The following is a 26,065-nucleotide window of genomic DNA, read 5'->3' as shown; positions in this document are numbered from 1 at the left end:
GCTCAATGCGAAAAAAGAACGGCCATGGCTGGCCCGAGCGCCCGATTCCCCGTCCACCCTATCCTCCCGTGTGCAAACCGCCGCCGTCCGCGCCTCAGGCCTGGCTGCCGGCCAGGCGGGCGCCATTGCCCAACTGGCGATCCATCTCTTCCACCGGCACCGGCCTGCCGTACAGAAAGCCCTGCATCACGCGGCAGCCCAGCGCGAGCAGCGCCCTCTCCTGCTCGGCCGACTCCACGCCTTCGGCCACCAGTTGCAGATCCAGGCCCTGGGCCATGCTGACGATGGCGGAGATGATGGCGAGATTGCTCTTGTCCCCTATCATGTCGCGGACGAAGCTCTGGTCTATCTTCAGCACGTCGATGGGAAACTGCCTGAGATAGGCCAGATTGGAATAACCGGTGCCGAAATCGTCGACGGCGATGGCGACGCCCAAGCGCTTCAGCTCGGCCAGCACGCTCATGGTTTGGGCGATATTGGCCGCCAGCACCCCTTCGGTGATTTCCAGCTCCAGCAGTTGGGGAGCGATGCCGGTTTCGGCCAGCACCGCGCGCACCGTATCGCTGAAGCAGCCGTCGGCGATCTGCGCGGCCGAGACATTGACGGCGATGCGCAAGGGCAAGCCGGCGTCGTGCCAACGCTTGCCGTCCAGGCAGGCCTGGCGCAGGATGAAGCGGCCCAGCGGCAAAATCAGCCCGGTTTCCTCGGCCAGCGGGATGAAATGTCCGGGAGAAATGATTTCGCCGCTCTCATCGCGCCAGCGCATCAACGCCTCCACCCCGACGATCCGCCCCTCCGTCACATCCACTTTGGCCTGGTAGTAAGCGCGAAACCCTCCCGACTCCGCGCCCATGCGGATATGGCGCTCCAGCGCCTGCCGCGACAGCAGCGCCTCCTCGATCTCGGCCGAGAAAAAACGGTAGCGGTTGCGCCCGTCCTCCTTGGCCTGGTACATCGCGGCGTCGGCGTGGCGGTACAGTTCTTCCTGGTCGCGGCTATCGTCCGGGTACAGACTGACGCCTATGCTGACCGACAGGTCAAATCGTTCCTCGTCCAGCAGGCAAGGTTCGGACACCGCCTTCTGCAAGCGGGCGGCGACGGCGCCCAGTTGTTCGATGCTGACCGGATCCGGCATCAGGATGATGAACTCGTCGCCGCCCTGCCGGCTGATGGTGTCGCCGGGCCGCACTATCGCCTGCAGGCGCTTGGCGACCAGCTGCAGCAAGCGGTCGCCGACCGAATGCCCGACCGAGTCGTTGATCACCTTGAAATGGTCGAGATCGAGAATGAACAGCCCCAGCCGCTCGCCGCTGCTTTCTGCCTGGCGCAGCGCCTGCTGGGTGCGGTCCTGCAGCAGCATGCGGTTGGGCAGATTGGTCAGCGCGTCATGCTGCGCCAGATGCATCATCTTGACCGCCAGCGCGCGCGCTTCGCCGACATTGTGGAACACGATGATGGCGCCGGTCAGCTCGCCGGCATGGTCGAGGATGGGCGCGGCGGAATCCTCCACCTCCAACAGCCGGCCATCGCGGCGCAGCAGCGCCCGGTCCAGCGTCATGCCGACGGCGCGGCGTTCGGCCAGCACCAGCCGCACCGGGTTGTCGACGCCGCGGCCGGCATCGCTGGCCTGCAGCGGCATCACGCTTTCGATCGGCTGGCCCAGCGCCTCTTTCGCCAGCCAGCCGGTCATCTCCTCCGCGATCGGGTTCAAAAACGTGACCCGGCCGGCGGCGTCGGTGGCGATCACCGCGTCGCCTATCGAATTGAGCGTGATGCGGATGCGCTCCTTTTCATCCCGCAGCGCCAGCTCCGCGCGCTTGCGCTCGGTGACGTCGGCGATCAGCATCAGGCAGCCGGGCCTGCCGCCCTCCTGCGGCCGGTGCGCCAGCGCCACCTGGCCATGCAGCGTGCCGCCGTCCGGCTTGGCCAGGCTGAGGTCGAAAGTCGCCGCGTCGCCGTTCAGCGCCGCCCGCAGCCGCAGCTCCATCGCCAGGAAGTTGGCCTCCCCCAGCACCGCCCGTGCCGGCAGACCGCGCATGTCGGCGGCGGCGATGCCGAACCAGGCGCCGCTCTCGTCGTTGGCGAACTCGTTGCACAGATCGGCGTTCCAGTAGGCGACGAAGGCCGGCAACCGCCGCAGCACCTCGGCCAGATCCCGCTGCGCGGCCGCCAGTTGGCGGGTTCGCAAACGCAGCGCCAGCTGGGTCTGCACCCGCGCGCGCGCCACCGGCACGTTCAGCGGCTTGTGCAGGAAATCGACGCCGCCGATGTTCAGCGCCTGCAGCTCGTGGCCGTCTTCGTCATGCGAGGTGACGAAAATCACCGGGATGTCGCTCAGCCGCGGCGTGGCCTTGATCTCCCGGCATACCGCGTAGCCATCCATGCCGGGCATTTCGATATCGAGCAGGATCACGTCCGGAACCGCCCGCTGCGCCATTTCCAAGGCCTCGCGGCCGCTGGTGGCGAAGCGCACCTCGCCCAGATCCCGCACCGCCTCGCGGATGACATGGATATTGCTCGCCATATCGTCGACGATCAGTATCCGCGCCCTCTCATGCCTTAGATCGTTGAACATCCGGCTTCCTTATGGCGCGGCTGCGCCGATGCGGCGACGGCCTGGGCGCGGCTGCGCCCGGCTCATGAGTTAGGCATAGCCTTCGGCCGCCCCGGCCACAAGCCGGCAGGATACGGATGGGATCAAGATTCCAGCGAAATAATGGTAAGCACGTAGCGCTGCGCGCATGTTTATGTTGCAGCGCAACAACTTCAGTGCGCGCTGTCCGCTCCCGCCGCCGGCGCGCTTGGCGCCGGACGCCGGATGAGCAGCAACAGCGGCAGCACCGCCAGCGACAGCCACATCATCACGGTGAAGTCGTCGATATAGGCCACCATCTCCGCCTGCCTGGTCACCTCCAGGTTGAGCAAGGCGCGGCCGGCGTCGGTGAACGGGCTGAGCGCCGCCGGCAACTCCCGCAGCAGCGGGCTGCCCAGCGCCACATGCTCGCCCAGCACCGCATGCGCTCGCGCGGCGTCCTCGGTCAGCATGGTCTGCACCAGCGAGATGCCGACGCTGCTGCCCACATTGCGCAGCAGGCTGTAGATCGGCGTGCCCTCGTTGCGCAGCTGCGGCTCCAGCGTGGCGAAGGTCACCATGCTCAAGGGCACGAAGGTGAAGCCCAGCCCGGCGCCCTGGATGAAGCCTGACAACACGATGATGCCGCTGCCCATGTTCGGCGCGATGCCGGCCATCTGGTACAGCGACAGCGCCGTCAGCAGAAAGCCGCCGGCCATGATCAGCCGCGGGTCGGCCTTGTGCACCAGCCGCCCCACCAGCATCATCGCCAGCATGGTGCCCACCCCGCGCGGCGCCATCACCTCGCCGGTGAACACCACCGGGTAGTCCAGCAGGCTTTGCAGCAGGCTGGGCAGCAGCGCCATGGTGGCGTAAAGGATCATCCCCACCACGAAAATGAACAGGCTGCCGGTGACGAAATTGCGGTCGCGCAGCAGGCCGCGGCTAAGGAAGGACTGCCCTTCCGGCGCGGACCAGGTGTGGATGATGAAATAGACGAAGGCCGCCGCGCAGACGATGGCCTCCAGACAGATTTCGGCGGAGCTGAACCAGTCCAGCTGCTCGCCGCGGTCCAGAAACAGCTGCAGCGCGCCGATGGCCACGCACAGCGTGGCCAAGCCGAAACGGTCCAGCTTGTCGTTGCCGGCGCGGCTCTCCGGCAGATAGCGGGCGATGCCGTAAAAGGCCAGCACGCCCACCGGAAGGTTGATGTAGAACACCCAGCGCCAGCTGGCGTTGTCGGTCAGCCAGCCGCCCAAGAGCGGCCCGAGGATGGGGCCCACCATGATGCCGGCGCCCCAGATCGCCATCGCCTGCCCCACTTTTTCCTTGCTGTTGATGTCGAGCAGCACCGCCTGCGACAAGGGCACCAGCGCCGCGCCGAACACCCCCTGCAGCAAGCGCGCGGCGACGATCTGCCACAGCGAATCGGCCAGGCCGCACAAGGCCGAGGCGACGGTGAAGCCGGCCACCGACGCCAGCAGCACCCGGCGCCGGCCGAAGCGCGCGCACAGCCAGCCGGTCAGCAAGGTGGCGATGGCGGCGGCGACGATGTAGGAAGTCAGCACCCAGCTGATCTGGTCCTGCGAGCTTTGCAGGCTGCCCTGCATGTGCGGCAGCGCCACATTGGCGATGGTGGTGTCCAGCGCCTGCATGATGGTGGCCAGCATGATGGCCACGGTGATCATGCCGCGGTGCGGCGCGCCGACGGCGGCGTTCATCGGGACAGCAGGCTCGCCAGATTGCCGTGCACCTTGCCCAGCAGCGCGCGCAGCTGCGCGTCCTCCTCCGGACTCAGGCCTTGCTGCGCCTGTTGCTGCAGCTCGTCGCCCAGCGCCATCGCCGATTTCAACGCCGCGAAGGCCGGCTCCAGCAGTTCGATTTCATTGACCCGGCGGTCGGTCGCGCTGGGCACCCGCCGCAGCCAGCCGGCCGCCTGCATCCGGTCGCACAGCGTCGCCACGCCCATCGGCGTCAGGTCCAGCTTGTCTGCCAGTTCGGCCTGCGACAAGGGCTTTTCGCCCTCGTGCGCCGCCAGCGCGCCCAGCAAGCGGCACTGCGCCAGCGACAAGCCGAGCTGCTGCCGCGCCCTTTGGTCGAAAACCCGGCCGTACAACCGCCCGGTGTCGCTGACCAGAAAGCCGAAGCGTTCCGCGATGCGTATCTTCATGATGTCATATCGTATAGTGGTTTATTATTTGCACAATACCATAGCCGCGGCGGGAGTCCAGCAGCGCCGGCCGCGGCCATGAAAAAGGCCCGGACGCGGACGTCCGGGCCTTGCGCCTTCTCGCGGCGGCGCTCACAGTTCCCAATATTCCTTTTCCCGGCCCTGCGAGCCCGGATTCAGCTGCTCGCGCAGGCGGCGCAGCTTTTCCGGCTCGCCGCGCACGCGGAAGCGGCTGCCCTCGTCCTCGGCATGCTCTTCCAGCACCTGGCAGTGGCTGTAGATCTCGCCGCGCAGCTGCTGCGCCGACCACGGCAACAGCAGTTCTTCCTCCACCAGGTCTTGCTGGAAGAAGGAGACGATGGCCGCATGCAGGCCGGCCACGTCGTCCGGGCGCAGCGCGCTCATCACCACGCAGCCCGGGTAGCGCTGCCGCAGTTCGGCGGTCCAGGCGGCCTGCGCCGCGGCGTCGCCGACGTGGTCTATCTTGTTGAACACGCGGATGCGCGGCACCTCGTCGGCGCCGATCTCCTTCAGCACCACGTCGGTCACTTCCAGCTGGCGCTCGAAGCCGGGGTCGCTGGCGTCGATCGCATGCAGCAGCAGCGAGGCGTCCAGCGCCTCCTCCAGCGTGGACTTGAACGAGGCCACCAGGCCGTGGGGCAGGTTTTTGATGAAGCCGACAGTGTCGCTGACCAAGACGCGCGGCACGCTTTCCGGGTACAGCACCCGCACCGTGGTGTCCAGGGTGGCGAACAGCTTGTTGGCCACCAGCACCTCGCTGCCGGTCAGCGCCCGCATCAGCGTGGACTTGCCGGCGTTGGTGTAGCCGACCAGCGACACCCCGCCCAGCCCCTGGCCCTGACGCTCCAGCCGGCGCGCGCGCTGGGTCTTGCGCTCCAGCTCCATCGCGGTGATTTCGCGCTGCAGCTCGGCGATGCGGTCGCGCACCTTGCGGCGGTCCAGCTCGGTGTGCGATTCGCCGGAACCGCGGCCGCCCATGCCGCTGCGCTGCCGGCCTTGCGGGCCGGCCAGCTTGGCCGCCTCGCGCAGGCGCGGCGCCATATAGCCGAGACGGGCGATTTCCACCTGCGCCCGCGCCGCGCGCGAGCGGGCGTTGCGGTGGAAAATCTCCAGAATGACCATGGTGCGGTCCATCACCTCGCAGCCGACGGCCAGCTCCAGGTTGCGCATCTGCGACGGCGAGATTTCATGGTCCACCAGCAACGCGTCTATCTCGACGGCGCTGGCGTCCATCTGCTGCGGCTCGTCTTCCAGCTCGTCGGCGCGGATGCCGCGTTTGACGAACATGCTGATTTCTTCCAGCTTGCCCACGCCCATATAGGCGGTGCGGTCGAAGCTGTTGCGCTTTTGCACAAAGGTCTGCACCACCTGGAAACCCAGGGTCTTGGCCAATTCGCTCAATTCGGTGAGCGAGGCCTCGAACTCGACATCGCTGACTTCCGGCAGCTGCACCGAGGCCACAATGGCGTAGCGGGGCTTCTCTTTGACTTCTGTTTGCATCTACGGATGGCTTTATTTTGGATGAAGAGCCCAGATAGTACCCGCAAACGGCGCGCTCCGCTGGCCAGTCGCGCATCTTCCTTGACCGGACGGCCGGCGCGGCCGATACTCGTGCCGCTTCGGGCTCCGCCCTTTATCTTCCACAGCCGTAATCATTCATGTCATTCGCTTCCCTGGGCCTGCAGCCCGACCTGGTCCAGTCCGCTCTCGAGCAAGGCTATATCCAGCCCACCGCCATCCAGAACGCCGCCATTCCGGCCATCTTGCAAGGCGGCGATGTGCTGGCCACCGCGCAAACCGGCTCCGGCAAAACCGCGGCCTTCTGCCTGCCGTTGTTGCAGCAATGGCTGGCCAGCCCGCGCGCCGTGCTGCGCCAGCCGCGCTCGCTGATCCTGCTGCCCACCCGCGAACTGGCGGCCCAGGTCGGCGAAATCCTGCGCGACCTGGCCCAGGCCCTGCCCCGCAAGCTGAAAGTGGCGGTGGTGTACGGCGGCGTGTCGATCAATCCGCAGATGATGGCGCTGCGCGGCGGCGCCGACATCGTGGTGGCCACTCCGGGCCGCCTGCTGGATTTGCATCAACATAACGCGCTGCGGCTGTCGTCGGTCAAAACCCTGGTGCTGGACGAGGCCGACCGCCTGCTGGACCAAGGCTTCGCCGAAGAATTGAACCGCGTGCTGGCCCTGCTGCCGGCGGGCCGGCAAAACCTGATGCTGTCCGCCACCTTCCCGCCGGCGGTATGCTCGCTGGCGCAAACGCTGCTGAACCAGCCCTTGCGGATAGACATCGAACAAAACGCCGCCACCGCGCCGGACATCCGCCAGCGCGCCATCGAAGTGGACGCCGACAAGCGCACCCTGCTGCTGCGCCATCTGCTGGCGACGCATGACTGGGATCGGGTCTTGGTATTCGTCGCCAGCCGCCAGGCCGCCGACCGGGTGGCCGGCAAGCTGGCGCGCAACGGCGTGGCCGCCGCCGCGCTGCACGGCGACTGCAGCCAGAGCCAGCGGGGCCAGGCGCTGGCCGACCTGAAATCCGGGCGCTTGCGGGTGCTGGTGGCCACGGACGTGGCGGCGCGCGGCATCGACATCGCCCGGCTGCCGCTGGTGGTGAACTACGACCTGCCGCGCTCGCCGGCCGACTACATCCACCGCATCGGCCGCACCGGCCGCGCCGGCGCCAGCGGCGAGGCCATCAGCTTCGTCAGCGCCGATTGCGCCGCCCACTTCAAGCTGATCGAAAAACGCCAGCAACTGCGGCTGCCGCGCGAACGGATAGACGGCTTCGAACCGAGCGAGGCCGCCGCGCCAGCCGCCTCTCTGACGGACCCGGACGGCAACGGCGGCATCAAGGGCAAGCGCAAAAGCAAGAAGGACAAATTGCGCGAAGCCGCCGCGCAGCAAACCGCAGCCGACCGATGAAATGAAAGAAGCCCCGCGAGGGGCTTCGGCTCAAGGGCATCCGGCGGCTGGCGCCGGGAGAATCAGCCTTGCTCGCGCGGCACCGGGCCATTGCTGAAGGCATAGCTTTTCTTGTCCTGGAAAATCACCAGATTGTACTTGCCCCATTGCGAGCGCAGCACCATGTGGCCCTGGGCGTTGTATTCGATATCGCCAGGCATGCCCAGACCGAGAACCGGCGCGATAACCCAGGCGATATCGCGGCGCGGCAGCGCCCCGGCGCTGAAATCCTTGGCCATTTCGTCCAGCAATTCGCGATATCCCGCCTTGATATCGCCGCGCAGCGCCTGCAAAGCGGCCGGATCCTGGCTCGTCAACGCGGAAAACGGCAGGGCATCGCGCAGCAAGACCACGTATTCGCCGACCCAGGGCTTGCTCTTGCCGTCTTCCTCCACGGTGGACTCGGCGCGCAAATGCAGTTGAACCTGAATGCCAACCTTCTCGTCGGCGACGAAGTACATCAGGTAAGGCTTCAACGCCGCCTTGTCCCTAATGCTGCCGGCGTTGAGCTTGCCCAGCTCGTCGCCGATCGCAGCGATGGCTTCCGCCCGCGCATCCAGCTGGTACAAAGCGGAAGACTTGCCGGATTCGCCCATATCCTGGGTCAGGCGGTCGATATTCATCGAATTGGCCAACACCCCCAGCGGTCCCAGCAATACCCCCACCGCCACGCTGCCTCCCGAAGTTTGCCGCACAAAAGCGGAATGTTCGGGAATTTCATAGGAGCGGGAATCGACTTCATCCTTGGTCGGACGGGCTTGGCTCAGCGCCACCCCATTCGCCGCGACAGCGGCCGGCACTTTCGCCGCCGGGATACTCTGCAAACTGCCGCAGGCGCTCAGCAACGCCGCCATGGCGATGCCCAAAACACAATGCAATCGTTTCATCATTCGTTCCATTCATCACGGGAAAATAAAGGCCTCTGACGGGCTCTGAAAATACCGGCGGCGCAAAACCAAACGCCGGACATGCAAAAAGCCCCGGCATGCCGGGGCTTTTTATAATACTGGCGGAGAGGGGGGGATTCGAACCCCCGTTAGGGTATTACCCTAAACACGCTTTCCAGGCGTGCGACTTAAACCACTCATCCACCTCTCCGTGAGGTGTACTACTCAAATAAAAACCCGCGCGGCGGATTTTCATGAAATCTGGCGGAGAGGGGGGGATTCGAACCCCCGTTAGGGTATTACCCTAAACACGCTTTCCAGGCGTGCGACTTAAACCACTCATCCACCTCTCCAGACCCTGTCGCCGTTGCGCTTTGGCGTTTCGCCGACAGAGGCTGCGCAGTATATAAGTCCTATTCGTCTGGCGCAAGCGTTTTATAAGCGGAATGTGAAAAAAGCTCGTCCACATAATCGCCCATGCCTTGCCTTTCGCGCTCCAGCCAGGCGGCGATCGCGGCGCGGAAACGGCCATCGGCGATATAGTGGGCGGAACAGGTGGCCACCGGCTCGAAACCGCGCGCCAGCTTATGCTCGCCCTGGGCGCCGCCTTCGAAGGCCTCCACCCCCTGGGCGATCGCATATTCCAAGCCCTGGTAGTAGCACAGTTCGAAATGCAGGCAGGGCACGTCGTCCAGCGCACCCCAGTAGCGGCCGTACAGCACATCGTTCTGGCGCATGCACAGGCTGGCGGCTATCGGCCGGCCGCCGCGGCTGGCGACGAACATCACGCAATGGCCGGCCAGCCGCTCGCCTATCAGACGGAAGAAATCCAGGTTCAGATAGGGCGCCGAGCCATGCTCCAGATAGGTCTGCCGGTAGCAGCGGTAGAACAGCCGCCAATCGGCGTCGGAGATCTCCGCGCCGGCCAAGGCCCTCACTTCGACGCCGGCCTCCGCCACCTTGCGCCGCTCCTGGCGGATTTTCTTGCGCTTGTCGCGGCTGAGCGTGGCGAGGAAATCGTCGAAATCGGCGTAGCCGCGATTGCGCCAATGGAACTGCACGCCGTCGCGCAGCAGCCAACCGGCCTGCCGCAGCCGGCTGGCCTCGTCCGCAGTCGGAAACAGCACGTGGGCCGACGACAGGCCGTTGTCGTCCACCAGTTGCCGCAGGCCGGCGATCAGATGCGCCTGCTCGTCCGCGCCGCCCAGCAGCCGGCCGCCAGTCACCGGCGTGAATGGCGAGGCCACCACCAGCTTCGGGTAATAATCCAGCCCGGAACGGGCGTAAGCCTCGGCCCACGACCAATCGAACACGTATTCGCCGCGGTTGTGCCGTTTCAAATAAGCCGGCGCCAGCGCCACCGCTTGGCCGTCGCGCTCCAGCGCCAGCGGCATCGGTTGCCAGCCGGTGGCGCCGCCGACACAGCCGGTCTCCTCCAGCGCCGTCAGCCATGCTTGGCCGACGAACACGCCCGCGCCCTCTCCCTGCGGCCACGCCGGCCGCTTTATGGCGGCCACGCCGTCATACAGTTGCAGCTGCAATGCTTTTCCTTTCTGAACCGACGCCATCTTCAGGTAAAATCGGACGATCAAGAATCATCGGTGTCTTCTCAAGATGCGTATCGCACTCGCCCAGTTCAACCCCGTCGTCGGCGACATCGCCGGCAATGCCGAAAAAATCCTGTCCCTGGCCCACGCCGCCATCGCCCAAGGCGCCGACGTGCTGGTCACGCCGGAACTGGCGCTGACCGGCTACAGCCCGGAAGACCTGCTGCTGCGCGAAAGCTTCTACCGCGAGGTGGCCAAGGGCCTGGACGCCATCGAGCAACTGGACGGCATCACCGTGATCGTCGGCCATCCGGCGCGGATAGGCAATGAGCGCTTCAACGCCGCCACCGTGCTGCGCGACGGCAATCGCCTGGGCCAGTACCACAAGATGCAGCTGCCCAATAACGAAGTGTTCGACGAGTGCCGCTACTTCACCCCGGGCGCCGCGCCGCTGGTGTTCGAGCAGAACGGCGTCAAGGTGGGCGTGCTGATCTGCGAGGACATCTGGCATCTGGAGCCCGCCGCGGAAACCGCCGACGCCGGCGCCGAGTTGATCGTGGCGCTCAACGCCTCGCCCTTCCACCGCGACAAGATCGAAACCCGCCAGCAAATGGCGCGCTTCCGCGTCGAGGAAACCGGCCTGCCGCTGGCCTACGTGCAGATGGTGGGCGGCCAGGACGAACTGGTGTTCGACGGCGCCTCCTTCGCCGTCAACAAGGATGGCGAAGTCGTCGCCCAGGCCGCAGCCTACGACGAGGAGCTGCTGCTGGTCGACTATGCCGACGGCGACTTCCAGCCCGGCAAGCAAGCCGCGCTGCCGGACGCGCTGGAAAGCGTGTACCGCACGCTGGTGGTCGGCGTGCGCGACTACATAGTCAAAAACGGCTTCCCCGGCGCGCTGCTCGGCCTGTCCGGCGGCATCGACTCGGCGCTGACGCTGGCGGTGGCGGTGGATGCGCTGGGCGCGGACAAGGTGCACGCGGTGATGATGCCGTCGCGCTACACCGCCGACATTTCCGTGGCCGACAGCCGCGACATGATCGCCCGCCTGGGCGTCAAGTACGACGAAATCGAGATCTGGCCGATGTACGAAAGCTTCATGGCCGCGCTGGCGCCGTCGTTCGATGGCCTGGCGATGGACACCACCGAGGAGAACCTGCAGGCGCGCATCCGCGGCACCCTGCTGATGGCGCTGTCCAACAAGAGCGGCAAGCTGGTGCTGACCACCGGCAACAAGTCAGAAATGACCACCGGCTACTGCACGCTGTACGGCGACATGGCCGGCGGCTTCGCGGTGCTGAAGGACGTGGCCAAGACCCTGGTGTTCGAGCTCTGCCGCTGGCGCAACAACGTGTCCGACGTGATCCCGGAACGCATCATCACCCGCCCGCCGTCGGCCGAGCTGCGCCCGGACCAGAAGGACCAGGACAGCCTGCCGCCGTACGAGATTCTCGACGCCATCATGGCGCGCTATGTAGAAGGCAACCAGTCGGCCGCCGACATCATCGCCGCCGGCTTCGCCGAAGCGGACGTCAACCGCGTGGTGCGGCTGTTGAAGATCAACGAATACAAGCGCCGCCAGGCGCCGGTGGGCCCGCGCGTCACCCAGCGCGGCTTCGGCAAGGACTGGCGCTACCCGATCACCAACCGCTTCAGCTGAATCCGCACCCGGGCGGCGCCATGCCGCCCGCCTGCGCGCCAAGCCGAAAACAGGTCAAGGGCATAACCCTTCCCGCTTCAGGTACAATGGCAAGCTGCCCTCGGATCACCGGACTTTCACAGGACCCTGAAAACAATGACTCGCATCAAACTGGCCGCCGCCGCGGCGCTTTCCTCCCTCGCCCTGCTGACCGGCTGCGCCACGCCGCTGGCCGGCAAGCCGGCCGACGAGGCAACCCGCAAGGTAATCGCTCAGAACTGGCAAAACGCCAGCTACAATTTCGACGGACAGCTCGGCTTCACCCAGCTGCGTTTTATCGACAGCGAAGGCAAACTGAGCCAGCCCGACATCGCCGACACCGTCGATCAGGTCGGCCGCTCCATCAAGATGAACATCAGCGGCGCCATCGACGCGCCGACCGGCCGACTGGAGCTGACACCGGAACTGCGCTTCGAGCGCCGCAACCTGCTGGCCAGCGTCAAGGTGCCGCTGCAGTTCCACGCCCAGGACATGTCGCTGCTGGTGGACCCGTCCGCCATCGACCTGGCCCTGCCCTCGCTGCGCAAAAACCCCGGCAAATTCATCCGCGCCAAACTGCCGGCAGACATCGCCGCCAAGATCCCGCTGAAGGAAATGTACCAGGCGATGCCGCAGATTCTCGACCAGGCCTACGCCCAAGTGGACAAGAAAGCCTTCAGCTTCGAGCCGCTGGACGCCTATGCCGACGAGGTCGGCGCCAAGTACAAGCTGCGCCTGACCCTCAGCAAGGAACAGGAGCAGAAAATGACGCTGCAGATCCTGGACGGCCTGGCCAAGGCCGCCCATCAGCAGGCTGCCCAACCGGATGACAAGTTCAACGCCGAATCCATGCTCACGCTGGTGCGCGACCTGGTCAAGCTCAGCCCCGCCGGCGAAATGAACGGCCAGACCGTCAGCGACATCTATGTCAGCCGCGGCGGCGAGCTTGAAGCCATCCGCCAGACCATCCACATGACCAGCGCCGAATTCAGCGCCGATGCCTACTTCAACCTGCGCTACAGCCATCATGGCAAGCCGCAGTTCGTCTACCAGCCGGCCGAAAGCGACATCATCGACTACGACAAGCTGGAGCTGCCGGACTGGCTGAAGAGCAAGGCCGGCGCCGACGAAGCGCCCGCCGCCGATGCCGCCCTGCCCGCCCCGGCCTACCCGCAGCCGGCCGCGCCCGCCGCCAAGGCCAAGAAGAGAAAGGCCAAACCGCGCGCGCAGTAATCGTCAAACGCCCGGCCGTCCGGAACGGCTGGGAAGCCAGACTGTCATACCTGTTTTCCCGGCGGCCGCGGCCGCCCGCAAGGACCTTACCCGATGAAACCGCTCAAGCTCGCCCTGACCGCCGCCGCCCTGGCCTGCCTGGCCGTGCCGGCGCACGCCTCCGCCATCGCCCAGCTGAAGGCTTTTGTCGCCGGCAGCAAGACCCTCAGCGCCGACTTCACCCAGCTGGTGACCAACAAGGGCAAGCGCGAGGAAGCCAGCGGCCGGCTGGAAATCGCCCGTCCCGGCAAATTCCGCTGGGAATACAGCAAGCCCTACTCGCAGCTGATCGTCGGCGACGGCAAGACGCTGTGGATCTACGACCAGGACCTGGCCCAGGTGACGCGCAAGGCCCAGGGCGCGGCGCTGGGCTCCAGCCCGGCGGCGCTCTTGGCCGGCAGCAACGCCATCGAGCGCGACTACCGGCTGAACGAGGCCGGCAAGCAGGGCGATGTGGAGTGGCTGACCGCCAGCCCCAAGAAGCAGGACAACACCTTCAGCAGCGTGCGCATGGGCTTCAAGGGCAATATGCTGGTGGAAATGCAGCTGACCGACAGCTTCGGCAACGACACCCGCGTCAGCTTCGTCAAGCCGCAGCAAAACGTGGTGCTTCCGGCCAACCGCTTCGCCTTCGTCCCGCCCAAGGGCGTGGATGTGGTCAGCGGCGACTGACCCCCGCCGCGCAAAAAAAGCCCGCCGTGCCGGCGGGCTTTTTTTCGCGCCTCACGCCGGCTTGAGCGCCCAGGTGGCGATGAAGGTCGGCAGATAGCGGTCGATCAGGAAGCGCGGCCGCGGCTGCCAGTCCTCGTGAAAACCGGCGATCAGAAAGCCCGCCGCCGTCTGCCCGCCGATCAGCTCGTCCAGGCTGTGGCCGAACACCAGCGCCTCGCCCCTCGTTCGCTTCGCCTCCAGCTCGGCCTCGGACAAATGCTCGGGATCGGCGTATGGAATGGCGAATCGCGGCCGGATCAGGCCCTGCTCCATCAGCGCAGGATCGCGGTCGGCGACGAACACCGCCGGGTTGTAGAAGCTCGCCAGCAAGCGTCCGCCCGGTCTCAGCACTCGATGGCACTCCCGCCACACCGGCGCTACATCCGGCACATACAGATTGGAGATCGGATGGAACACGCAGTCGAAGCTCGCGTCGGCGAAGCGCGACAGATCGCGCATATCGCCCTGCTCCAGCCGGAACGCCAGGCTCTCGCGCTCGGCCACCTCGCGGTCGCGCGCCAGCTGCTCAACGGACGCGTCCAATACCGTCACCCGCGCGCCGGCGGCGGCGAGCAGCGGCGCCTGCTGGCCGCCGCCTCCGGCCAGGCACAAGACGTCCAGGCCGCGCGCGTCGTCCAGCCAGCCGGCGGGCAAGGGGCTGGGCGTCAGCCGCGCCAGCACACGGCCCCGCCGGGCTTCGGCGATGGCGGCGGCATCCACCGGCCGCGACCACTCGCAATCGGCGCGCGCCTGGCGGTCCCAGGCGGCCTGGTTGTAATGAAAAACATCGTGTTGTTGAACGGCATCAGGCATCTTGTCCTCCATTGAGGGAAGGGAAAGCAATGCCGACGCGCGCGCTGCGCGAAAGCGGCCTCCCATCAGACTCAAGAGACGGGAAGGATTCGGAACGGATTGTCGAAAACAAGCAATGCGCACGCTCGCACGCGCCGGACGGCGGAACGAATCGGGGATGCGGAAGCATCCGGGCATCACTTGTTCATTTCGACAGGACTCCTGAGGATGAAAGTCGGGGCGGGAAGGGCCGATTCTAGCGAAACGGCCATGACAAGAGAATGCCCGTTTACACGCCGCGGCGCTCGTACACCGCCTGCGCCAGCGTGCCCAGATCGACATACTCCAGCTCGCCGCCCACCGGCATGCCGCGCGCGATGCGGGTGACGGCCAGGCCGCGCTCCTTGAACAGCTCGCTGAGCATGTGGGACGTCACCTCGCCCTCGGCGGTGAAGTTGGTGGCGATCACGATCTCGCTGACCTGGCCGTCCAGCGCCCGGGTCAGCAGCTTGTCCAGATTCAGGTCTTTCGGCCCGATATTGTCCAGCGGCGATATCCGCCCCATCAGCACGAAATACAGGCCCTCGAAACACTTGGCCTGCTCCAGCATCATCAGGTCGGCCGGCATTTCCACGATGCACAGCTGGTCCTGGCGGCGGCCTTCGTCGGCGCAGATGGAACACAGCTCGGCCTCGCTGAAGGTATTGCAGCGCTGGCAGTGGGTCAGCTGGGTCAGCGCCCGGTCCAGCGCGCGCGCCAGCTTGTCGGCGCCCTTCTTGTCGCGTTGCAGCAGGTGGAAAGCCATCCGCTGGGCGGTTTTGGGACCGACGCCGGGCAGGACTTTCAGCGCGGCAATCAAATGCTCCAGCGCGGGGGGATTCTTCATCGACACGGCATCAACCTGGGGGAAAGCGGCCGGGGCCGCACACGGAAATCATTTAATCAGCGATAGCGCCGGCGCAGCCGGCGATGGCGCCAAGCGAACACCAGCCGAAACAGAAGCCGGCACAGCGGCAGCGTGGCGGGCCAGCGCGGCAGGAACGCCACCCGGTCCACCAGCTCGCAGCCATCTGCCGTGGCGGCCACCCGGCGGCGGTGCCACCAGACGCGCTGCCCCAGCATGCGGGAGCGCTCGTCGAAAGCGCCCGGCTCCAGCCGCATCAGCGTCAGATCGTCGCACTCCACCGGCAGGCAGCCGAACAGCAGCAGCCAGCAAGAGCCGACGCGGAGCGGCGCTTCCAGCCGCGCGGGCAGCTCGCCCGCCGGGAGCCGCATGCCAAGCCAGGGGAAGAATTCGTCGGCGATGCCACCGCGGCTGACGACATCGCGCCATACCGTTTCCGGCGGGCGCGGCAGCCGGCTGCGCATGGTGAAATGGCCGAACATCCCGGCTCCGGCAAAAAAGGCCCGTCGCCGGGCCTGGGGGATCAGAACGGCAGCTTCATGCCGGCCGGCAGGTTCAGGCCGTTGGTGAAGCCGGACATCCGCTCCTGGGTGGTGCTTTCCACCTTGCGCGCGGCGTCGTTGAACGCGGCGGCGATCAGGTCTTCCAGCATTTCCTTGTCATCCAGCACGCTGTCGTCGATGGCGACGCGCTTGACGCCATGGGCGCAGGTCATGACGACCTTCACCATGCCGGCGCCGGACTGGCCCTCGACTTCCACCGTGGCCAGCTCGTCCTGGGCCTTCTTCATGTTTTCCTGCATTTGCTGGGCCTGCTTCATCAGGCCCGCGATTCCAGCTTTACCGAACATTGCTGTTCACTCCTGTACGGGTTGGATGGTCTCGATGAGCAGCGCGGCGCCCATTTCGCGCACCAGTTGCTGCACCACCGGATCGTTTTTCATGCATTCTCGGGCAATGGCCAATTGCTCCTGGCGCTGGCGGGCGTCGACCATGGCCGGGGTTTCCATCCCCAGTTCCTCCACCGTCACCGTCAGCTCCACCGCCCGGCCGAAGCGCTCGCTCAACGCGGCCTTCAGCTTGTCCTGGTAATCGCGTCCGCTCATGTGGCGGAAGCTTTCCGGCACCGCCAGCTCCAGCCGCTGCTGGTTCCAGCCTTTCAATACCGCATTGTGCGCCAGCATTCGCGCCGCGCCCAGCTTGCCGCCCAGATCCACCACCAGCGCCTGCCAGTCGCCGTCGAACTGGTAGTCGACCGGCTCGTCGTCCGGCGGCGGCGCCTGCGCGTAGTCGGGCATCGCGTCGCCGTCATCGGCCTGCCACGGCGTGTCGTCGATTTCGTCCTCGTCGCGGCCATCATCGTCCGCCTCGCTTGCCGTTGCGACCAGCTGCGGTTGCGGCGCCGGAGCCGGCGCGGCGACAAGCGCTTCAGGCGCGGGCGCGGCGGCCGGCGCAGGCTGCGGCCGGGGCGCGGGCTCGGGTTCCGGCTCGGCGGCCGGGACGCTTTCTTCGCTGGCCGCGCGCGGCGCGGACTTGGCCGGCGTTGGCGCCGCCAAGCCAGCCGCCTGCAGGGCGCGCGCCGCCGGCGACATGCCCCGCTCCGCCGGCACCGAGACGGAGGCTACTGCGGCGGATGCGGCCGCGGGCCTGGCCTGGGGCGCGACAGCCGCACGAGCCGGCGCCGCGGCTTCGGCCGGCGCGTTGACCGGATGGAAAGCCAGCATGCGCAGCAGCGTCATATTGAAGCCGGCATGCTCGTCCGGCGCCAGCGCCAGATCCTTGCGGCCATGGATGGCGATCTGATAATACAGCTGCACGTCCTGCGGCGCGATGGCGTCGGCCAGCGCGAACAAGGCCTCGCGCTCCGGCTCGTCGTCGGCCAGCGCCGCCGGCACCGTCTGCGCCAGCGCCAACTGCTGCAACAGCACCGCCAGTTCGGCTAGCGCCGCGTCGAAGCTGACGCCGCGCTCGGCCAGATTGTCCGCCTCCGCCATCAGCGCCGCGCCGTCGCCGGCGGACAGCGCCTGCAACAGGGTGTACAGATAGCGGCGGTCCACCGCGCCCAGCATGGCGCGCACGCCGTCTTCCTTGACTTCGCCCAGGCCGTAGGCGATGGCCTGGTCCAGCAGCGACTGCGCGTCGCGCATCGAGCCGGCCGCGGCGCGGCCCAGCAGCGCCAGCGCCGCCGTCTCATAGGCGATGCCTTCCACGTCCAGCATGTGCGCCAGATGCGTGGACACCTGCTGCGGCGTCATATTGCGCAGCGAAAACTGCAGGCAGCGCGACAGCACCGTCACCGGCACCTTCTGCGGGTCGGTGGTGGCCAGGATGAACTTGACGTGGGCCGGCGGCTCTTCCAGCGTCTTCAGCATCGCGTTGAAGGCGCTTTTCGACAGCATGTGCACTTCGTCGATGATGTAGACCTTGTAACGGCCCATGGTCGGCGCGTACTGGGCGTTTTCCAGCACTTCGCGGATGTTGTCGATGCCGGTGTTGGACGCGGCGTCGATCTCCAGCAGGTCGACGAAGCGGCCGCTGTCGATCTGGCGGCAGGCCGAGCATTCGCCGCAAGGGTCGGCGGTGCTGCCGGTTTCGCAGTTCAGGCTTTTCGCCAGAATGCGGGCGATGGTGGTCTTGCCTACGCCCCGGGTGCCGGTCAGCAGGTAGGCGTGATGCAGCCGCGCTTCCTTGAGGGCGTTGCTGAGGGCGCGCACCACGTGTTCCTGGCCGACCAGGTCGGCGAAACGCTTGGGGCGCCATTTTCTGGCAAGGACTTGATAGCTCATGGGGGCGGATTTTAATGGCAATTGCCGCGCAAGGCGACTGATTTTACCGGCGCGGCCAGGCCTGGCGCGCCGGCGCTTGCGGCCTTACTGGGCGGCGGATGCCGGCTCCGGCAGTTTCCGCGCCAGCGCGGCGTAATAGCGTTGGCGCACCTGGTCGGCGATTTCCTGCACCGCCTTGGCGTACAGCGTGCTGCGGTTGTAGCGGGTGATCGCGTAGAAGTTGTTCAGTCCCAGCCAGTATTCGGTGACGCCGGGCGAGCTTTCCAACGCGAACAGCACCGCCGGCACGTTGTCCGCCAGCGGCGTCTGCGGCGCGACGCCCATCTTGCGCAAATCGCCCACCGTGTAGTGCAGATTGAATTTGTCGGCCAGCAATTTGTCCACCTGCGGCCCCGGCACCACGCTGGCCGGCGCCACCACGTCGTCGCCGCGCTTCCAGCCGAAGCGGCTGAAGTAATGGGCCACGCTGCCGATGGCGTCGTGCGGGTTGTTCCAGATGTCGCGATGGCCGCTGCCGTCGAAATCCACCGCCCACTTGCGGTAGCTGGACGGCATGAACTGCGGCAGCCCCATCGCGCCGGCGTACGATCCCCTCAGCGTCAGCGGGTCTTTGCCCTCTTCCTTGGCCAGCAGCAGGAACTGGGTCAGCTCGCCGCGGAAGTAGGCGGCGCGGCGCGGATAATCGAAACCGATGGTGGACAGCGAATCCACCAGCCGGAAGCTGCCGGTGTTGCGGCCGTAGTGGGTTTCCACGCCGAGGATGGCCACGATCACCTCAGGCGGCACGCCGTACTGGCGCTCGGCGCGCGCCAGCGCGTCGGCATTGTCCTGCCAGAACGCCGCGCCGTCGGCGATGACTTTGTCGCTGACGGTGGAGGCGCGGAACTGGTACCAGGGACGCGAAGTGGACGGTTTGTCCAGAATGCGGATGATATTGGGCTTCAATTCGACATTGGCGAACACCGCCTCCAGCTCGGGGCGGTTGAATTGGCCGCTGGCCACCTGTTCGTCGATATAGCGCTGCACGTCCGGGCGCCCCAGAAAGGCGGCGTCGGCTTGGGCCTGCGGCGCGGAGAAGGCCGCGCCGGCCAGGGCGGCGGCAATAGCCAGTTTCAACATCGATTTCATGATTTTGCTTTCTTTTATGAGCGTAGGCGCGGTTCATTCGCGGAAGGACAAGGCGCTGCCCACCAACCGCGCGGTGATGTCGACGATGGGGATCACCCTTTCGTAAGCCATGCGGGTGGGCCCGACCACCCCCAGCGTGCCGACCACCTGGCCGTTGACGCGGTAAGGGGCGGTGACCACCGAGCATTCGTCCAGCGTCACCAGGCCAGACTCCTCGCCGATGAAAATGTTCACGCCCTGCGCCTCGCGGCTTTGCGACAACAGCTTCAGCAGTTCGGTCTTACGTTCGAACACGCCGAACAACTCGCGCAGCCGCGACAGGTCGTCGGACAGGTCGTTCACCTGCAGCAGGCGCGAGCCGCCGCTGACCACCACGTCCTCGCCGCTGCTGGCCAGCGTTTTCTGTCCCAGCCGCACCGCGGCCGACATCAGCTCGGCGATGTCGCCCTGCAGCTGGCGCAATTCCCCCTCCACCCGGGAGGTGACCGCGTCCAGCGCCTGGCCGCTGTAATGCTGGTTGATGAAATTGCCCGCCTCCACCAGTTCCGACGGCGTGTAGTCGCGCTCGGTCAGCAGCAGGTGGTTCTGCACGTCGCCGTCCAGCGTCACCAGTATCATCAGGATGCGGCGCTCGGACAGGCGCAGGAATTCGATCTGGCGGAAGGCGACGTCGCTGCGCTGCGGCGTCATCACCACGCCGGCGAAGCTGGTCAATTCCGACAGCAGCGACGACGCCGCCTGGACGATGCGCTGCGGGCTGTCCGGCTGCAGGCTGGCCTCCAGCTCGTGGCGCGCCAGCTCGTCCAGCGGCCGTATCGTCAGCAAGCGGTCGACGAACAGGCGGTAGCCGCGCGCGGTGGGCACCCGTCCGGCCGAGGTGTGCGGCGAGGCGATCAGCCCCATGCCCTCCAGTTCGGCCAGCACGTTGCGGATGGACGCCGAAGACAGCTCCATCCCCGGCAGCAGCGACAAGGCCTTGGACGCGACAGGCTGGCCGTCGGCGATGTAGCGTTCGATCAGGACCTTGAGCAGGCGTTGGGCGCGTTCGTTCATCATGTTCCCCATTGTACACATCCTGAACCGCGCCAAAAGGGCCAGCAGCAAGACTTTGCGCCGGTTAGGCGCTTTTGTTCCCCGGCAAGCTGCTGTTAGGGCTCTGGTTTTCTGCGATAATCGCCCCATTATTGGTCCGACCTACCCCATTTGGAGACAGCATGGCTTCCGAAGACAAGAGCAAGGCGCTCGCCGCCGCCCTCTCCCAGATTGAAAAGCAGTTCGGCAAGGGTTCGATCATGCGCATGAGCGACAACCAGATCAACGAAAACCTGCAGGTGGTCTCCACCGGCTCGCTGAGTCTGGACTTGGCGCTTGGCGTCGGCGGCCTGCCGCGCGGCCGCGTGGTGGAAATCTACGGCCCGGAGTCGTCCGGTAAAACCACCCTGTGTCTGCAAGCCGTGGCCGAGATGCAAAAATTGGGCGGCACCTGCGCCTACATCGACGCCGAAAACGCGCTGGACCCGCAATACGCGCAAAAGCTGGGCGTCAAGGTCGACGACCTGCTGATCTCGCAGCCGGACACCGGCGAACAGGCGCTGGAAATCTGCGACATGCTGGTGCGCTCCAGCGGCGTCGATCTGATCGTGATCGACTCGGTGGCCGCCTTGGTGCCGAAGGCTGAAATCGAAGGCGAAATGGGCGACAGCCACGTCGGCCTGCAAGCCCGCCTGATGAGCCAGGCGCTGCGCAAGCTGACCGGCAACATCAAGCGCACCAACACCCTGGTGATCTTCATCAACCAGATCCGCATGAAGATCGGCGTGATGTTCGGCAACCCGGAAACCACCACCGGCGGCAACGCGCTGAAGTTCTACGCCTCGGTGCGCCTGGACATCCGCCGCACCGGCGGCATCAAGAAGGGCGAGGAAGTGATCGGCAACGACACCCGCGTCAAAGTGGTGAAGAACAAGGTGTCCCCGCCGTTCCGCCAGGCCGATTTCGAAATCCTGTACGGCGAAGGCATCTCCCGCCAGGGCGAAATCATCGAGCTGGGCGTCAAGCACGGCTTCATCGACAAGTCCGGCGCCTGGTACGCGTACAATGGCCAGAAGATCGGCCAGGGCAAGGACAACACCCGCGAATGGCTGAAGTCCAACCCGGCGATCGCTGAGGAAATCGAACGCAAGATCCGCGAAGCGGTGGGCGTGAAGATCGAAATCAACGAAAACCAGGGCGACGAAGAGTTCGCCGACGACGCCCTCGACGCCTGATGGCGGCGACAGGCAAAAGCCTGAAGGCGCGGGCCGTCGAACTGCTTGCCCGCCGGGAATATTCCCGGCGCGAGCTGGTTCGGCGGCTCGCGCCTTTTGCCGACAGCGAAGACGAATTGAACGCGGCGCTGGACGAGCTGGCCGCCGCCAACTGGCAATCCGACGACCGCTTCGCCCGCCAGTTCGCCAACAGCAAGGGCGGCAAGTTCGGCAGCCGTCGGCTGCAGCAGGAAATGCGCCAGCGCGGCGTCGACGACGACACCATACGCGAGGCGCTGTCCGGCCAGGACGACCTGGCCAGCGCGCGCGAGCAATGGCGCAAGAAATTCGGCCGCCCGCCCGCCGACGCGGCGGAAAAGGCCAGGCAGTACCGCTTCCTCGCCCAGCGCGGTTTTCCCGGCGACGTGATCCGCCAGGTGCTGGCCGGCGGCGCGGACGACGACGGCTACGAGGACTGAGGCATGAGGGCGCGCGCCATCGCCACCGAGATCGACATCACCGCCGCCCACGAAACGGTGTGGCAGGTGCTGTGCGACTGGCCGCGCTACCCGGAATGGAATCCTTTCATCGTCGGCCTGCACGGCCGCCATCGGCTGGGCGCCCGCCTGGTGGCCACCCTGCGCTATCCCGGCGGCGCGCGCGCCACCCTGCGCCCCGTCGTCATCGAACTCTCCGCGCCGCAAGCGCTGGCCTGGCGCAGCGCCGCGCTGATGCCCGGCCTGCTGGACCGCGAACACCGCTGGCGGCTGGAAGCGCTGGCCGGCGGCGCCACCCGCCTGCATCACGACGGCGCGCTCAGCGGAGTGCTGCTGCCGCTGTGCGGCGCCGGAATCCAGGAAAGCGCGCGCCGGGGATTCCTGCTGATGAACGAGGCGTTGAAACAGCGCTGCGAAACCCTTGCCAGCGCCGCCACGGCTTGACACAATCGACGGATTCGCCCCGACGGCCAGTCCGGGGCAAAATTTTGAAATAGACCAGACAAAACATGAAAACCTCCGAAATCCGCAAGAAGTTCCTGGACTTCTTCGCCGCCAAAGGCCACCAGGTCGTCCCCTCCAGCAGCCTGATCCCCGGCAACGACCCGACGCTGATGTTCACCGTCGCCGGCATGGTGCAGTTCAAGGACACCTTCCTCGGCTTCGAGAAACGCGACTACACCCGCGCCACTACCAGCCAGAAATGCCTGCGCGCGGGCGGCAAGCACAACGACCTGGAAAACGTCGGCTACACCGCGCGCCACCACACCTTCTTCGAAATGCTGGGCAACTTCAGCTTCGGCGACTACTTCAAGCGCGACGCCATCACCTTCGCCTGGGAGTTCCTGACCGGCGAACAATGGCTGAACCTGCCCAAAGACAAGCTGATGGTCACCGTCTACGCCTCCGACGACGAGGCCTACGACATCTGGCACAAGACCGTCGGCGTGCCGGCCGACAAGATCGTCCGCATCGGCGACAACAAGGGCGCGCCGTACGCTTCCGACAACTTCTGGACCATGGGCGACACCGGCCCCTGTGGCCCGTGCACCGAAATCTTCTACGACCACGGCCCGTCGGTCGCCGGCGGCCCTCCGGGCAGCCCGGACGAGGACGGCGACCGCTTCATGGAGATCTGGAACAACGTCTTCATGCAGTTCAACCGCGACGAAGCCGGCACGCTGCACCCGCTGCCGAAGCCGTCGGTCGACACCGGCATGGGCCTGGAGCGCCTGTCCACCGTGCTGCAGCACGTGAAGTCCAACTATGAAACCGACGCGCTGGCCTGTCTGGTGCGCGCCGCCGCCCGCGAAACCGGCGTCGCCTACAGCCAGGACGTGCCGTCGCTGAAAGTGATCGCCGATCACATCCGCGCCTGCTCGTTCATGATCGCCGACGGCATCCTGCCGTCCAACGAAGGCCGCGGCTACGTGTTGCGCCGCATCGCCCGCCGCGCGATCCGCCACGGCTACAAGCTGGGCCAGAAAGGCCTGTTCTTCCACAAGATCGTCGCCGACCTGGTGGCCGAGATGGGCGAAGCCTATCCGGAACTGCGCGAAAAGCAGGCGCATATCGAAGACGCGCTGCGCGCCGAGGAAATCAAGTTCGCCGAAACGCTGGAAATCGGCATGGGCCTGGTGGACTCCGCGCTGGAAGGCGGCAAGAAAGCGCTGGACGGCGACACCATCTTCAAGCTGTACGACACCTTCGGCTTCCCGGTGGACCTGACCGCCGACATCTGCCGCGAACGCGGCATCCACGCCGACCTGGAAGGCTTCGAGCGCGCGATGGAGGCCCAGCGCGAGCGCGGCCGCGCCGGCTCCAACTTCAAGATGACCGGCAAAATCGCCTACAGCGGCGCCGGCACCGCCTTCCACGGCTACGACAAGAGCAGCGTGGAAGCAAAAATCCTGGCGCTGTACAAGGGCACCGAAGCGGTGGACAGCCTGTCCGCCGGCGACGAAGGCATCGTGGTGCTGGACGGCACCGCCTTCTATGCCGAAGGCGGCGGCCAGGTGGGCGACGTGGGCAAGATTTCCGCCACCGCCGGCCTGGACGCGCTGTTCGACGTGGCCGACACCCAGAAGATCCAGTCCGCGGCCTTCGGCCACAAGGGCCGGCTGCTCAGCGGCGCGCTGAAGGTGGGCGACGCCGTCACCGCCACCATCGACCTGCATGCCCGCCTCGCCAGCGCGCGCAACCACTCGGCCACCCACCTGCTGCACGCGGCGCTGCGCCATGTGCTAGGCAGCCACGTTGCGCAGAAGGGCTCGCTGGTCAACCCGGAGCGCACCCGCTTCGACTTCGCCCACGGCGAAGCCGTGACGGCCGAACAGATCGCCGAGCTGGAACGCGTGGTCAACCGCGTGATCTGCCACAACGTGGAAGTGAAGGCCGAGCTGATGAGCATGGAAGACGCGCAGAAATCCGGCGCGATGATGCTGTTCGGCGAGAAATACGGCGATGAAGTGCGCGTGCTGACCATGGGCGATTTCTCCGCCGAACTGTGCGGCGGCACCCACGTCAAGCGCACCGGCGACATCGGCCTGTTCAAGATCGTCGCCGAAAGCGGCGTGGCCGCCGGCGTGCGCCGCATCGAAGCCGTCACCGGCGAAGGCGCGGTAGCCCACGTGCAGGCGCAGGACGCCCTGCTGAAGGATGCCGCCGGCGCGCTGAAGGCGCAGACCAGCGACGAAGTGGTGGCCAAGATCGCCGCGCTGCAGGATGGCGCCAAGGCGCTGGAGAAGGAGCTGGCCAAGCTGAAGGGCCAACTGGCCGCCTCCGCCGGCGACAGCCTGGCCGACAGCGCCGCCGTGGTGAGCGGCGTCAAGGTGCTGGCCGCAGAGCTGGAAGGCGCAGACAACACCGCGCTGCGCGAAACGCTGGACAAGCTGAAGGACAAGCTGGGCTCCGCCGCCATCGTGCTGGCCGCCAAGGGCGACGGCAAGGTGGCGCTGGTGGCCGGCGTCACCGCCGACCTGACCGGCAAACTCAAGGCCGGGGAGCTGGTCAACTTCGTCGCCCAGCAAGTGGGCGGCAAGGGCGGCGGCCGCCCGGACATGGCCCAGGCCGGCGGCACGCAGCCGGAAAACCTGGCCGCCGCGCTGAAGGGCGTGGAAGCCTGGGTAGCCGGCAAGCTGTAAAGCCAAACGCACCTGTACCAACGGCCACATGTTATTCATGTGGCCGTTTTTCATATGGTAATAATCAATTTTCACAATGTCGGCACACCCTAGACTAGGAGCATGCCATGTCCGCCATAGAACTCCGCCAGGCCAGCTGGGATGACCTGCCCGCGGTATGCCAGCTGATCCAGCAGGCCTTCGCGCCGCTGCTGACGCAGCTGCCAAGCCCGCCGACCGCGCTGGATGAAACCGTCGCCAGCCTCACCGGCCACCTCAGCAGCGGCAGCCAGATCTTCGTCGCCGTCAGGCAATCGCGCATCGTCGCCTGCCTGCTGGTGCTGCCGCCGGAAAACGGCTGCGCCGAAATCAAGCGCGTCTGCACCCATCCCGACCTGCAAGGCCAGGGCCTGGGCGCGGCGCTGCTCGATTACGCCGAGCAAGAGCTGCAACGCCAGGGCGTGCAGCAGCTCAAGCTATCCACCCGCAGACGCCTGCCCAGCAATCTGCAGTTCTACCAGCGGCTGGGCTACGAGGTCAGCGCGCAGCAACCGTATCCGCAGGGCATAGACGACGAACGCGTCACGCTGAGCAAGCCGCTGGCGGAGCTGGTGTGCTGAAGCGCGGCGCAAGCTTGTCCCAGATCAATACGCAATAAATCATTCATTACTAATATACAGAGGCTTCTTATGGCTTCTCCTTTGTTGTTTGCTTGATGCCCCCGGCTCGTCCGGGGCATTTTTTTGCCCGGCGCGCGCGGCGGAATGCTTATA

Annotated in this window: 22 protein-coding genes and 2 tRNA genes; 9 read left to right on the top strand and 15 right to left on the bottom strand. The window is 66.3% G+C overall.

Translation table 11 applies throughout. The annotated features are described in order from the left end of the window. Window positions 1–94: 94 nt before the first annotated feature. The 4 genes from MY55_RS04500 to hflX all read right to left on the bottom strand — a co-directional run bounded on the left by MY55_RS04500 (window position 95) and on the right by hflX (window position 6,263). Window positions 95–2,575, bottom strand: a complete 2,481-nt coding sequence (locus MY55_RS04500) for a two-component system response regulator (RefSeq protein ID WP_047237952.1) — start codon at window positions 2,573–2,575, stop codon at window positions 95–97. 191 nt (window positions 2,576–2,766) lie between these two features. Beyond that, a complete protein-coding gene (locus MY55_RS04495; RefSeq protein ID WP_043573984.1) occupies window positions 2,767–4,293 on the bottom strand; it encodes a DHA2 family efflux MFS transporter permease subunit in 1,527 nt (508 codons plus the stop codon). Then, complete coding sequence (locus tag MY55_RS04490; protein WP_043573988.1) at window positions 4,290–4,742, bottom strand: MarR family winged helix-turn-helix transcriptional regulator; 453 nt, start codon at window positions 4,740–4,742, stop codon at window positions 4,290–4,292. Before MY55_RS04490 ends, MY55_RS04495 begins: the two co-directional genes overlap by 4 nt. A gap of 132 nt (window positions 4,743–4,874) precedes the next feature. Continuing rightward, a complete protein-coding gene (hflX, locus tag MY55_RS04485; RefSeq protein WP_065202026.1) occupies window positions 4,875–6,263 on the bottom strand; it encodes a GTPase HflX in 1,389 nt (462 codons plus the stop codon). A gap of 158 nt (window positions 6,264–6,421) precedes the next feature. Here hflX and MY55_RS04480 point away from each other — a divergent pair, with 158 nt between their 5' ends. Further along, complete coding sequence (locus MY55_RS04480; protein WP_208856019.1) at window positions 6,422–7,684, top strand: DEAD/DEAH box helicase; 1,263 nt, start codon at window positions 6,422–6,424, stop codon at window positions 7,682–7,684. A gap of 62 nt (window positions 7,685–7,746) precedes the next feature. Here the strand turns inward: MY55_RS04480 and MY55_RS04475 are convergent, their stop codons facing one another. From MY55_RS04475 to MY55_RS04460, 4 genes are all read right to left on the bottom strand, one after another. Continuing rightward, window positions 7,747–8,610 carry a hypothetical protein gene (locus tag MY55_RS04475; RefSeq protein WP_152680272.1) on the bottom strand — a complete coding sequence of 288 codons (864 nt, stop codon included), beginning with the start codon at window positions 8,608–8,610 and terminating at the stop codon, window positions 7,747–7,749. A 120-nt stretch (window positions 8,611–8,730) separates the two neighbouring features. Further along, window positions 8,731–8,821 (bottom strand) — tRNA-Ser (locus MY55_RS04470). 51 nt (window positions 8,822–8,872) lie between these two features. Continuing rightward, window positions 8,873–8,963 (bottom strand) — tRNA-Ser (locus MY55_RS04465). Window positions 8,964–9,023: 60 nt separating this feature from the next. Further along, on the bottom strand, window positions 9,024–10,151 hold the full coding sequence (locus MY55_RS04460) for a GNAT family N-acetyltransferase (protein ID WP_244270649.1): 1,128 nt from the start codon (window positions 10,149–10,151) through the stop codon (window positions 9,024–9,026). Window positions 10,152–10,224: 73 nt separating this feature from the next. Here MY55_RS04460 and MY55_RS04455 point away from each other — a divergent pair, with 73 nt between their 5' ends. From MY55_RS04455 to lolA, 3 genes are all read left to right on the top strand, one after another. After that, entirely contained in the window at window positions 10,225–11,817 is a 1,593-nt protein-coding gene (locus MY55_RS04455; protein WP_065202025.1) for an NAD+ synthase, read from the top strand. A gap of 135 nt (window positions 11,818–11,952) precedes the next feature. Beyond that, complete coding sequence (locus tag MY55_RS04450) at window positions 11,953–13,068, top strand: hypothetical protein (RefSeq protein WP_047238448.1); 1,116 nt, start codon at window positions 11,953–11,955, stop codon at window positions 13,066–13,068. Between the two features lie 93 nt (window positions 13,069–13,161). Beyond that, window positions 13,162–13,779, top strand: a complete 618-nt coding sequence (gene lolA, locus MY55_RS04445; RefSeq protein ID WP_047238447.1) for an outer membrane lipoprotein periplasmic chaperone LolA — start codon at window positions 13,162–13,164, stop codon at window positions 13,777–13,779. Window positions 13,780–13,830: 51 nt separating this feature from the next. Here lolA and MY55_RS04440 read toward each other — a convergent pair whose 3' ends face one another. The 7 genes from MY55_RS04440 to hrcA all read right to left on the bottom strand — a co-directional run bounded on the left by MY55_RS04440 (window position 13,831) and on the right by hrcA (window position 20,480). Next, the gene (locus MY55_RS04440; protein ID WP_047238451.1) at window positions 13,831–14,631 is read right to left on the bottom strand and encodes a class I SAM-dependent methyltransferase; all 801 of its coding nucleotides are present in this window, start codon (window positions 14,629–14,631) and stop codon (window positions 13,831–13,833) included. Between the two features lie 268 nt (window positions 14,632–14,899). Next, window positions 14,900–15,496, bottom strand: coding sequence for a recombination mediator RecR (gene recR / locus MY55_RS04435; RefSeq protein ID WP_043574002.1), 597 nt, complete (start codon window positions 15,494–15,496; stop codon window positions 14,900–14,902). 56 nt (window positions 15,497–15,552) lie between these two features. Beyond that, window positions 15,553–15,996 carry a hypothetical protein gene (locus tag MY55_RS04430; RefSeq protein ID WP_081284623.1) on the bottom strand — a complete coding sequence of 148 codons (444 nt, stop codon included), beginning with the start codon at window positions 15,994–15,996 and terminating at the stop codon, window positions 15,553–15,555. A gap of 41 nt (window positions 15,997–16,037) precedes the next feature. After that, complete coding sequence (locus tag MY55_RS04425; protein ID WP_043574004.1) at window positions 16,038–16,364, bottom strand: YbaB/EbfC family nucleoid-associated protein; 327 nt, start codon at window positions 16,362–16,364, stop codon at window positions 16,038–16,040. Between the two features lie 6 nt (window positions 16,365–16,370). Continuing rightward, window positions 16,371–18,299 carry a DNA polymerase III subunit gamma/tau gene (dnaX, locus tag MY55_RS04420; protein ID WP_043574007.1) on the bottom strand — a complete coding sequence of 643 codons (1,929 nt, stop codon included), beginning with the start codon at window positions 18,297–18,299 and terminating at the stop codon, window positions 16,371–16,373. A gap of 84 nt (window positions 18,300–18,383) precedes the next feature. Continuing rightward, window positions 18,384–19,427 (bottom strand): lytic murein transglycosylase B, encoded by a 1,044-nt coding sequence (mltB, locus tag MY55_RS04415; RefSeq protein WP_172670379.1) that lies wholly within the window; start codon window positions 19,425–19,427, stop codon window positions 18,384–18,386. A gap of 33 nt (window positions 19,428–19,460) precedes the next feature. After that, window positions 19,461–20,480, bottom strand: a complete 1,020-nt coding sequence (gene hrcA, locus MY55_RS04410) for a heat-inducible transcriptional repressor HrcA (protein WP_236686499.1) — start codon at window positions 20,478–20,480, stop codon at window positions 19,461–19,463. A gap of 161 nt (window positions 20,481–20,641) precedes the next feature. Between hrcA and recA the strand changes: the two genes are divergently transcribed. The 5 genes from recA (at window position 20,642) to MY55_RS04385 (ending at window position 25,912) form a co-directional block, all read left to right on the top strand. Next, window positions 20,642–21,694 carry a recombinase RecA gene (recA, locus tag MY55_RS04405; protein WP_043574009.1) on the top strand — a complete coding sequence of 351 codons (1,053 nt, stop codon included), beginning with the start codon at window positions 20,642–20,644 and terminating at the stop codon, window positions 21,692–21,694. After that, window positions 21,694–22,152 carry a recombination regulator RecX gene (gene recX / locus MY55_RS04400; protein WP_043574012.1) on the top strand — a complete coding sequence of 153 codons (459 nt, stop codon included), beginning with the start codon at window positions 21,694–21,696 and terminating at the stop codon, window positions 22,150–22,152. Before recA ends, recX begins: the two co-directional genes overlap by 1 nt. Before the next feature lie 3 nt (window positions 22,153–22,155). Then, the gene (locus MY55_RS04395) at window positions 22,156–22,614 is read left to right on the top strand and encodes an SRPBCC domain-containing protein (RefSeq protein ID WP_065202024.1); all 459 of its coding nucleotides are present in this window, start codon (window positions 22,156–22,158) and stop codon (window positions 22,612–22,614) included. A gap of 65 nt (window positions 22,615–22,679) precedes the next feature. Next, on the top strand, window positions 22,680–25,313 hold the full coding sequence (alaS, locus tag MY55_RS04390) for an alanine--tRNA ligase (RefSeq protein ID WP_065202023.1): 2,634 nt from the start codon (window positions 22,680–22,682) through the stop codon (window positions 25,311–25,313). Between the two features lie 107 nt (window positions 25,314–25,420). Continuing rightward, window positions 25,421–25,912, top strand: coding sequence for a GNAT family N-acetyltransferase (locus tag MY55_RS04385; RefSeq protein WP_047236896.1), 492 nt, complete (start codon window positions 25,421–25,423; stop codon window positions 25,910–25,912). Window positions 25,913–26,065 lie beyond the last annotated feature (153 nt).

The sequence above is a fragment of the Chromobacterium subtsugae genome (genome assembly GCF_001676875.1).
Taxonomy (GTDB): domain Bacteria; phylum Pseudomonadota; class Gammaproteobacteria; order Burkholderiales; family Chromobacteriaceae; genus Chromobacterium; species Chromobacterium subtsugae.
This window is presented reverse-complemented; position numbering and strand designations above follow the sequence as displayed.

Coding starts and splice junctions, on each gene's coding strand:
- MY55_RS04500 (WP_047237952.1), bottom strand. CDS start 2,575: ATGTTCAACGATCTAAGGCATGAGAGGGCGCGGATACTGATCGTCGAC.
- MY55_RS04495 (WP_043573984.1), bottom strand. CDS start 4,293: ATGAACGCCGCCGTCGGCGCGCCGCACCGCGGCATGATCACCGTGGCC.
- MY55_RS04490 (WP_043573988.1), bottom strand. CDS start 4,742: ATGAAGATACGCATCGCGGAACGCTTCGGCTTTCTGGTCAGCGACACC.
- hflX (WP_065202026.1), bottom strand. CDS start 6,263: ATGCAAACAGAAGTCAAAGAGAAGCCCCGCTACGCCATTGTGGCCTCG.
- MY55_RS04480 (WP_208856019.1), top strand. CDS start 6,422: ATGTCATTCGCTTCCCTGGGCCTGCAGCCCGACCTGGTCCAGTCCGCT.
- MY55_RS04475 (WP_152680272.1), bottom strand. CDS start 8,610: ATGAAACGATTGCATTGTGTTTTGGGCATCGCCATGGCGGCGTTGCTG.
- MY55_RS04455 (WP_065202025.1), top strand. CDS start 10,225: ATGCGTATCGCACTCGCCCAGTTCAACCCCGTCGTCGGCGACATCGCC.
- MY55_RS04450 (WP_047238448.1), top strand. CDS start 11,953: ATGACTCGCATCAAACTGGCCGCCGCCGCGGCGCTTTCCTCCCTCGCC.
- lolA (WP_047238447.1), top strand. CDS start 13,162: ATGAAACCGCTCAAGCTCGCCCTGACCGCCGCCGCCCTGGCCTGCCTG.
- MY55_RS04440 (WP_047238451.1), bottom strand. CDS start 14,631: ATGCCTGATGCCGTTCAACAACACGATGTTTTTCATTACAACCAGGCC.
- recR (WP_043574002.1), bottom strand. CDS start 15,496: ATGAAGAATCCCCCCGCGCTGGAGCATTTGATTGCCGCGCTGAAAGTC.
- MY55_RS04430 (WP_081284623.1), bottom strand. CDS start 15,996: ATGTTCGGCCATTTCACCATGCGCAGCCGGCTGCCGCGCCCGCCGGAA.
- MY55_RS04425 (WP_043574004.1), bottom strand. CDS start 16,364: ATGTTCGGTAAAGCTGGAATCGCGGGCCTGATGAAGCAGGCCCAGCAA.
- dnaX (WP_043574007.1), bottom strand. CDS start 18,299: ATGAGCTATCAAGTCCTTGCCAGAAAATGGCGCCCCAAGCGTTTCGCC.
- mltB (WP_172670379.1), bottom strand. CDS start 19,427: ATGAAATCGATGTTGAAACTGGCTATTGCCGCCGCCCTGGCCGGCGCG.
- hrcA (WP_236686499.1), bottom strand. CDS start 20,480: ATGAACGAACGCGCCCAACGCCTGCTCAAGGTCCTGATCGAACGCTAC.
- recA (WP_043574009.1), top strand. CDS start 20,642: ATGGCTTCCGAAGACAAGAGCAAGGCGCTCGCCGCCGCCCTCTCCCAG.
- recX (WP_043574012.1), top strand. CDS start 21,694: ATGGCGGCGACAGGCAAAAGCCTGAAGGCGCGGGCCGTCGAACTGCTT.
- MY55_RS04395 (WP_065202024.1), top strand. CDS start 22,156: ATGAGGGCGCGCGCCATCGCCACCGAGATCGACATCACCGCCGCCCAC.
- alaS (WP_065202023.1), top strand. CDS start 22,680: ATGAAAACCTCCGAAATCCGCAAGAAGTTCCTGGACTTCTTCGCCGCC.
- MY55_RS04385 (WP_047236896.1), top strand. CDS start 25,421: ATGTCCGCCATAGAACTCCGCCAGGCCAGCTGGGATGACCTGCCCGCG.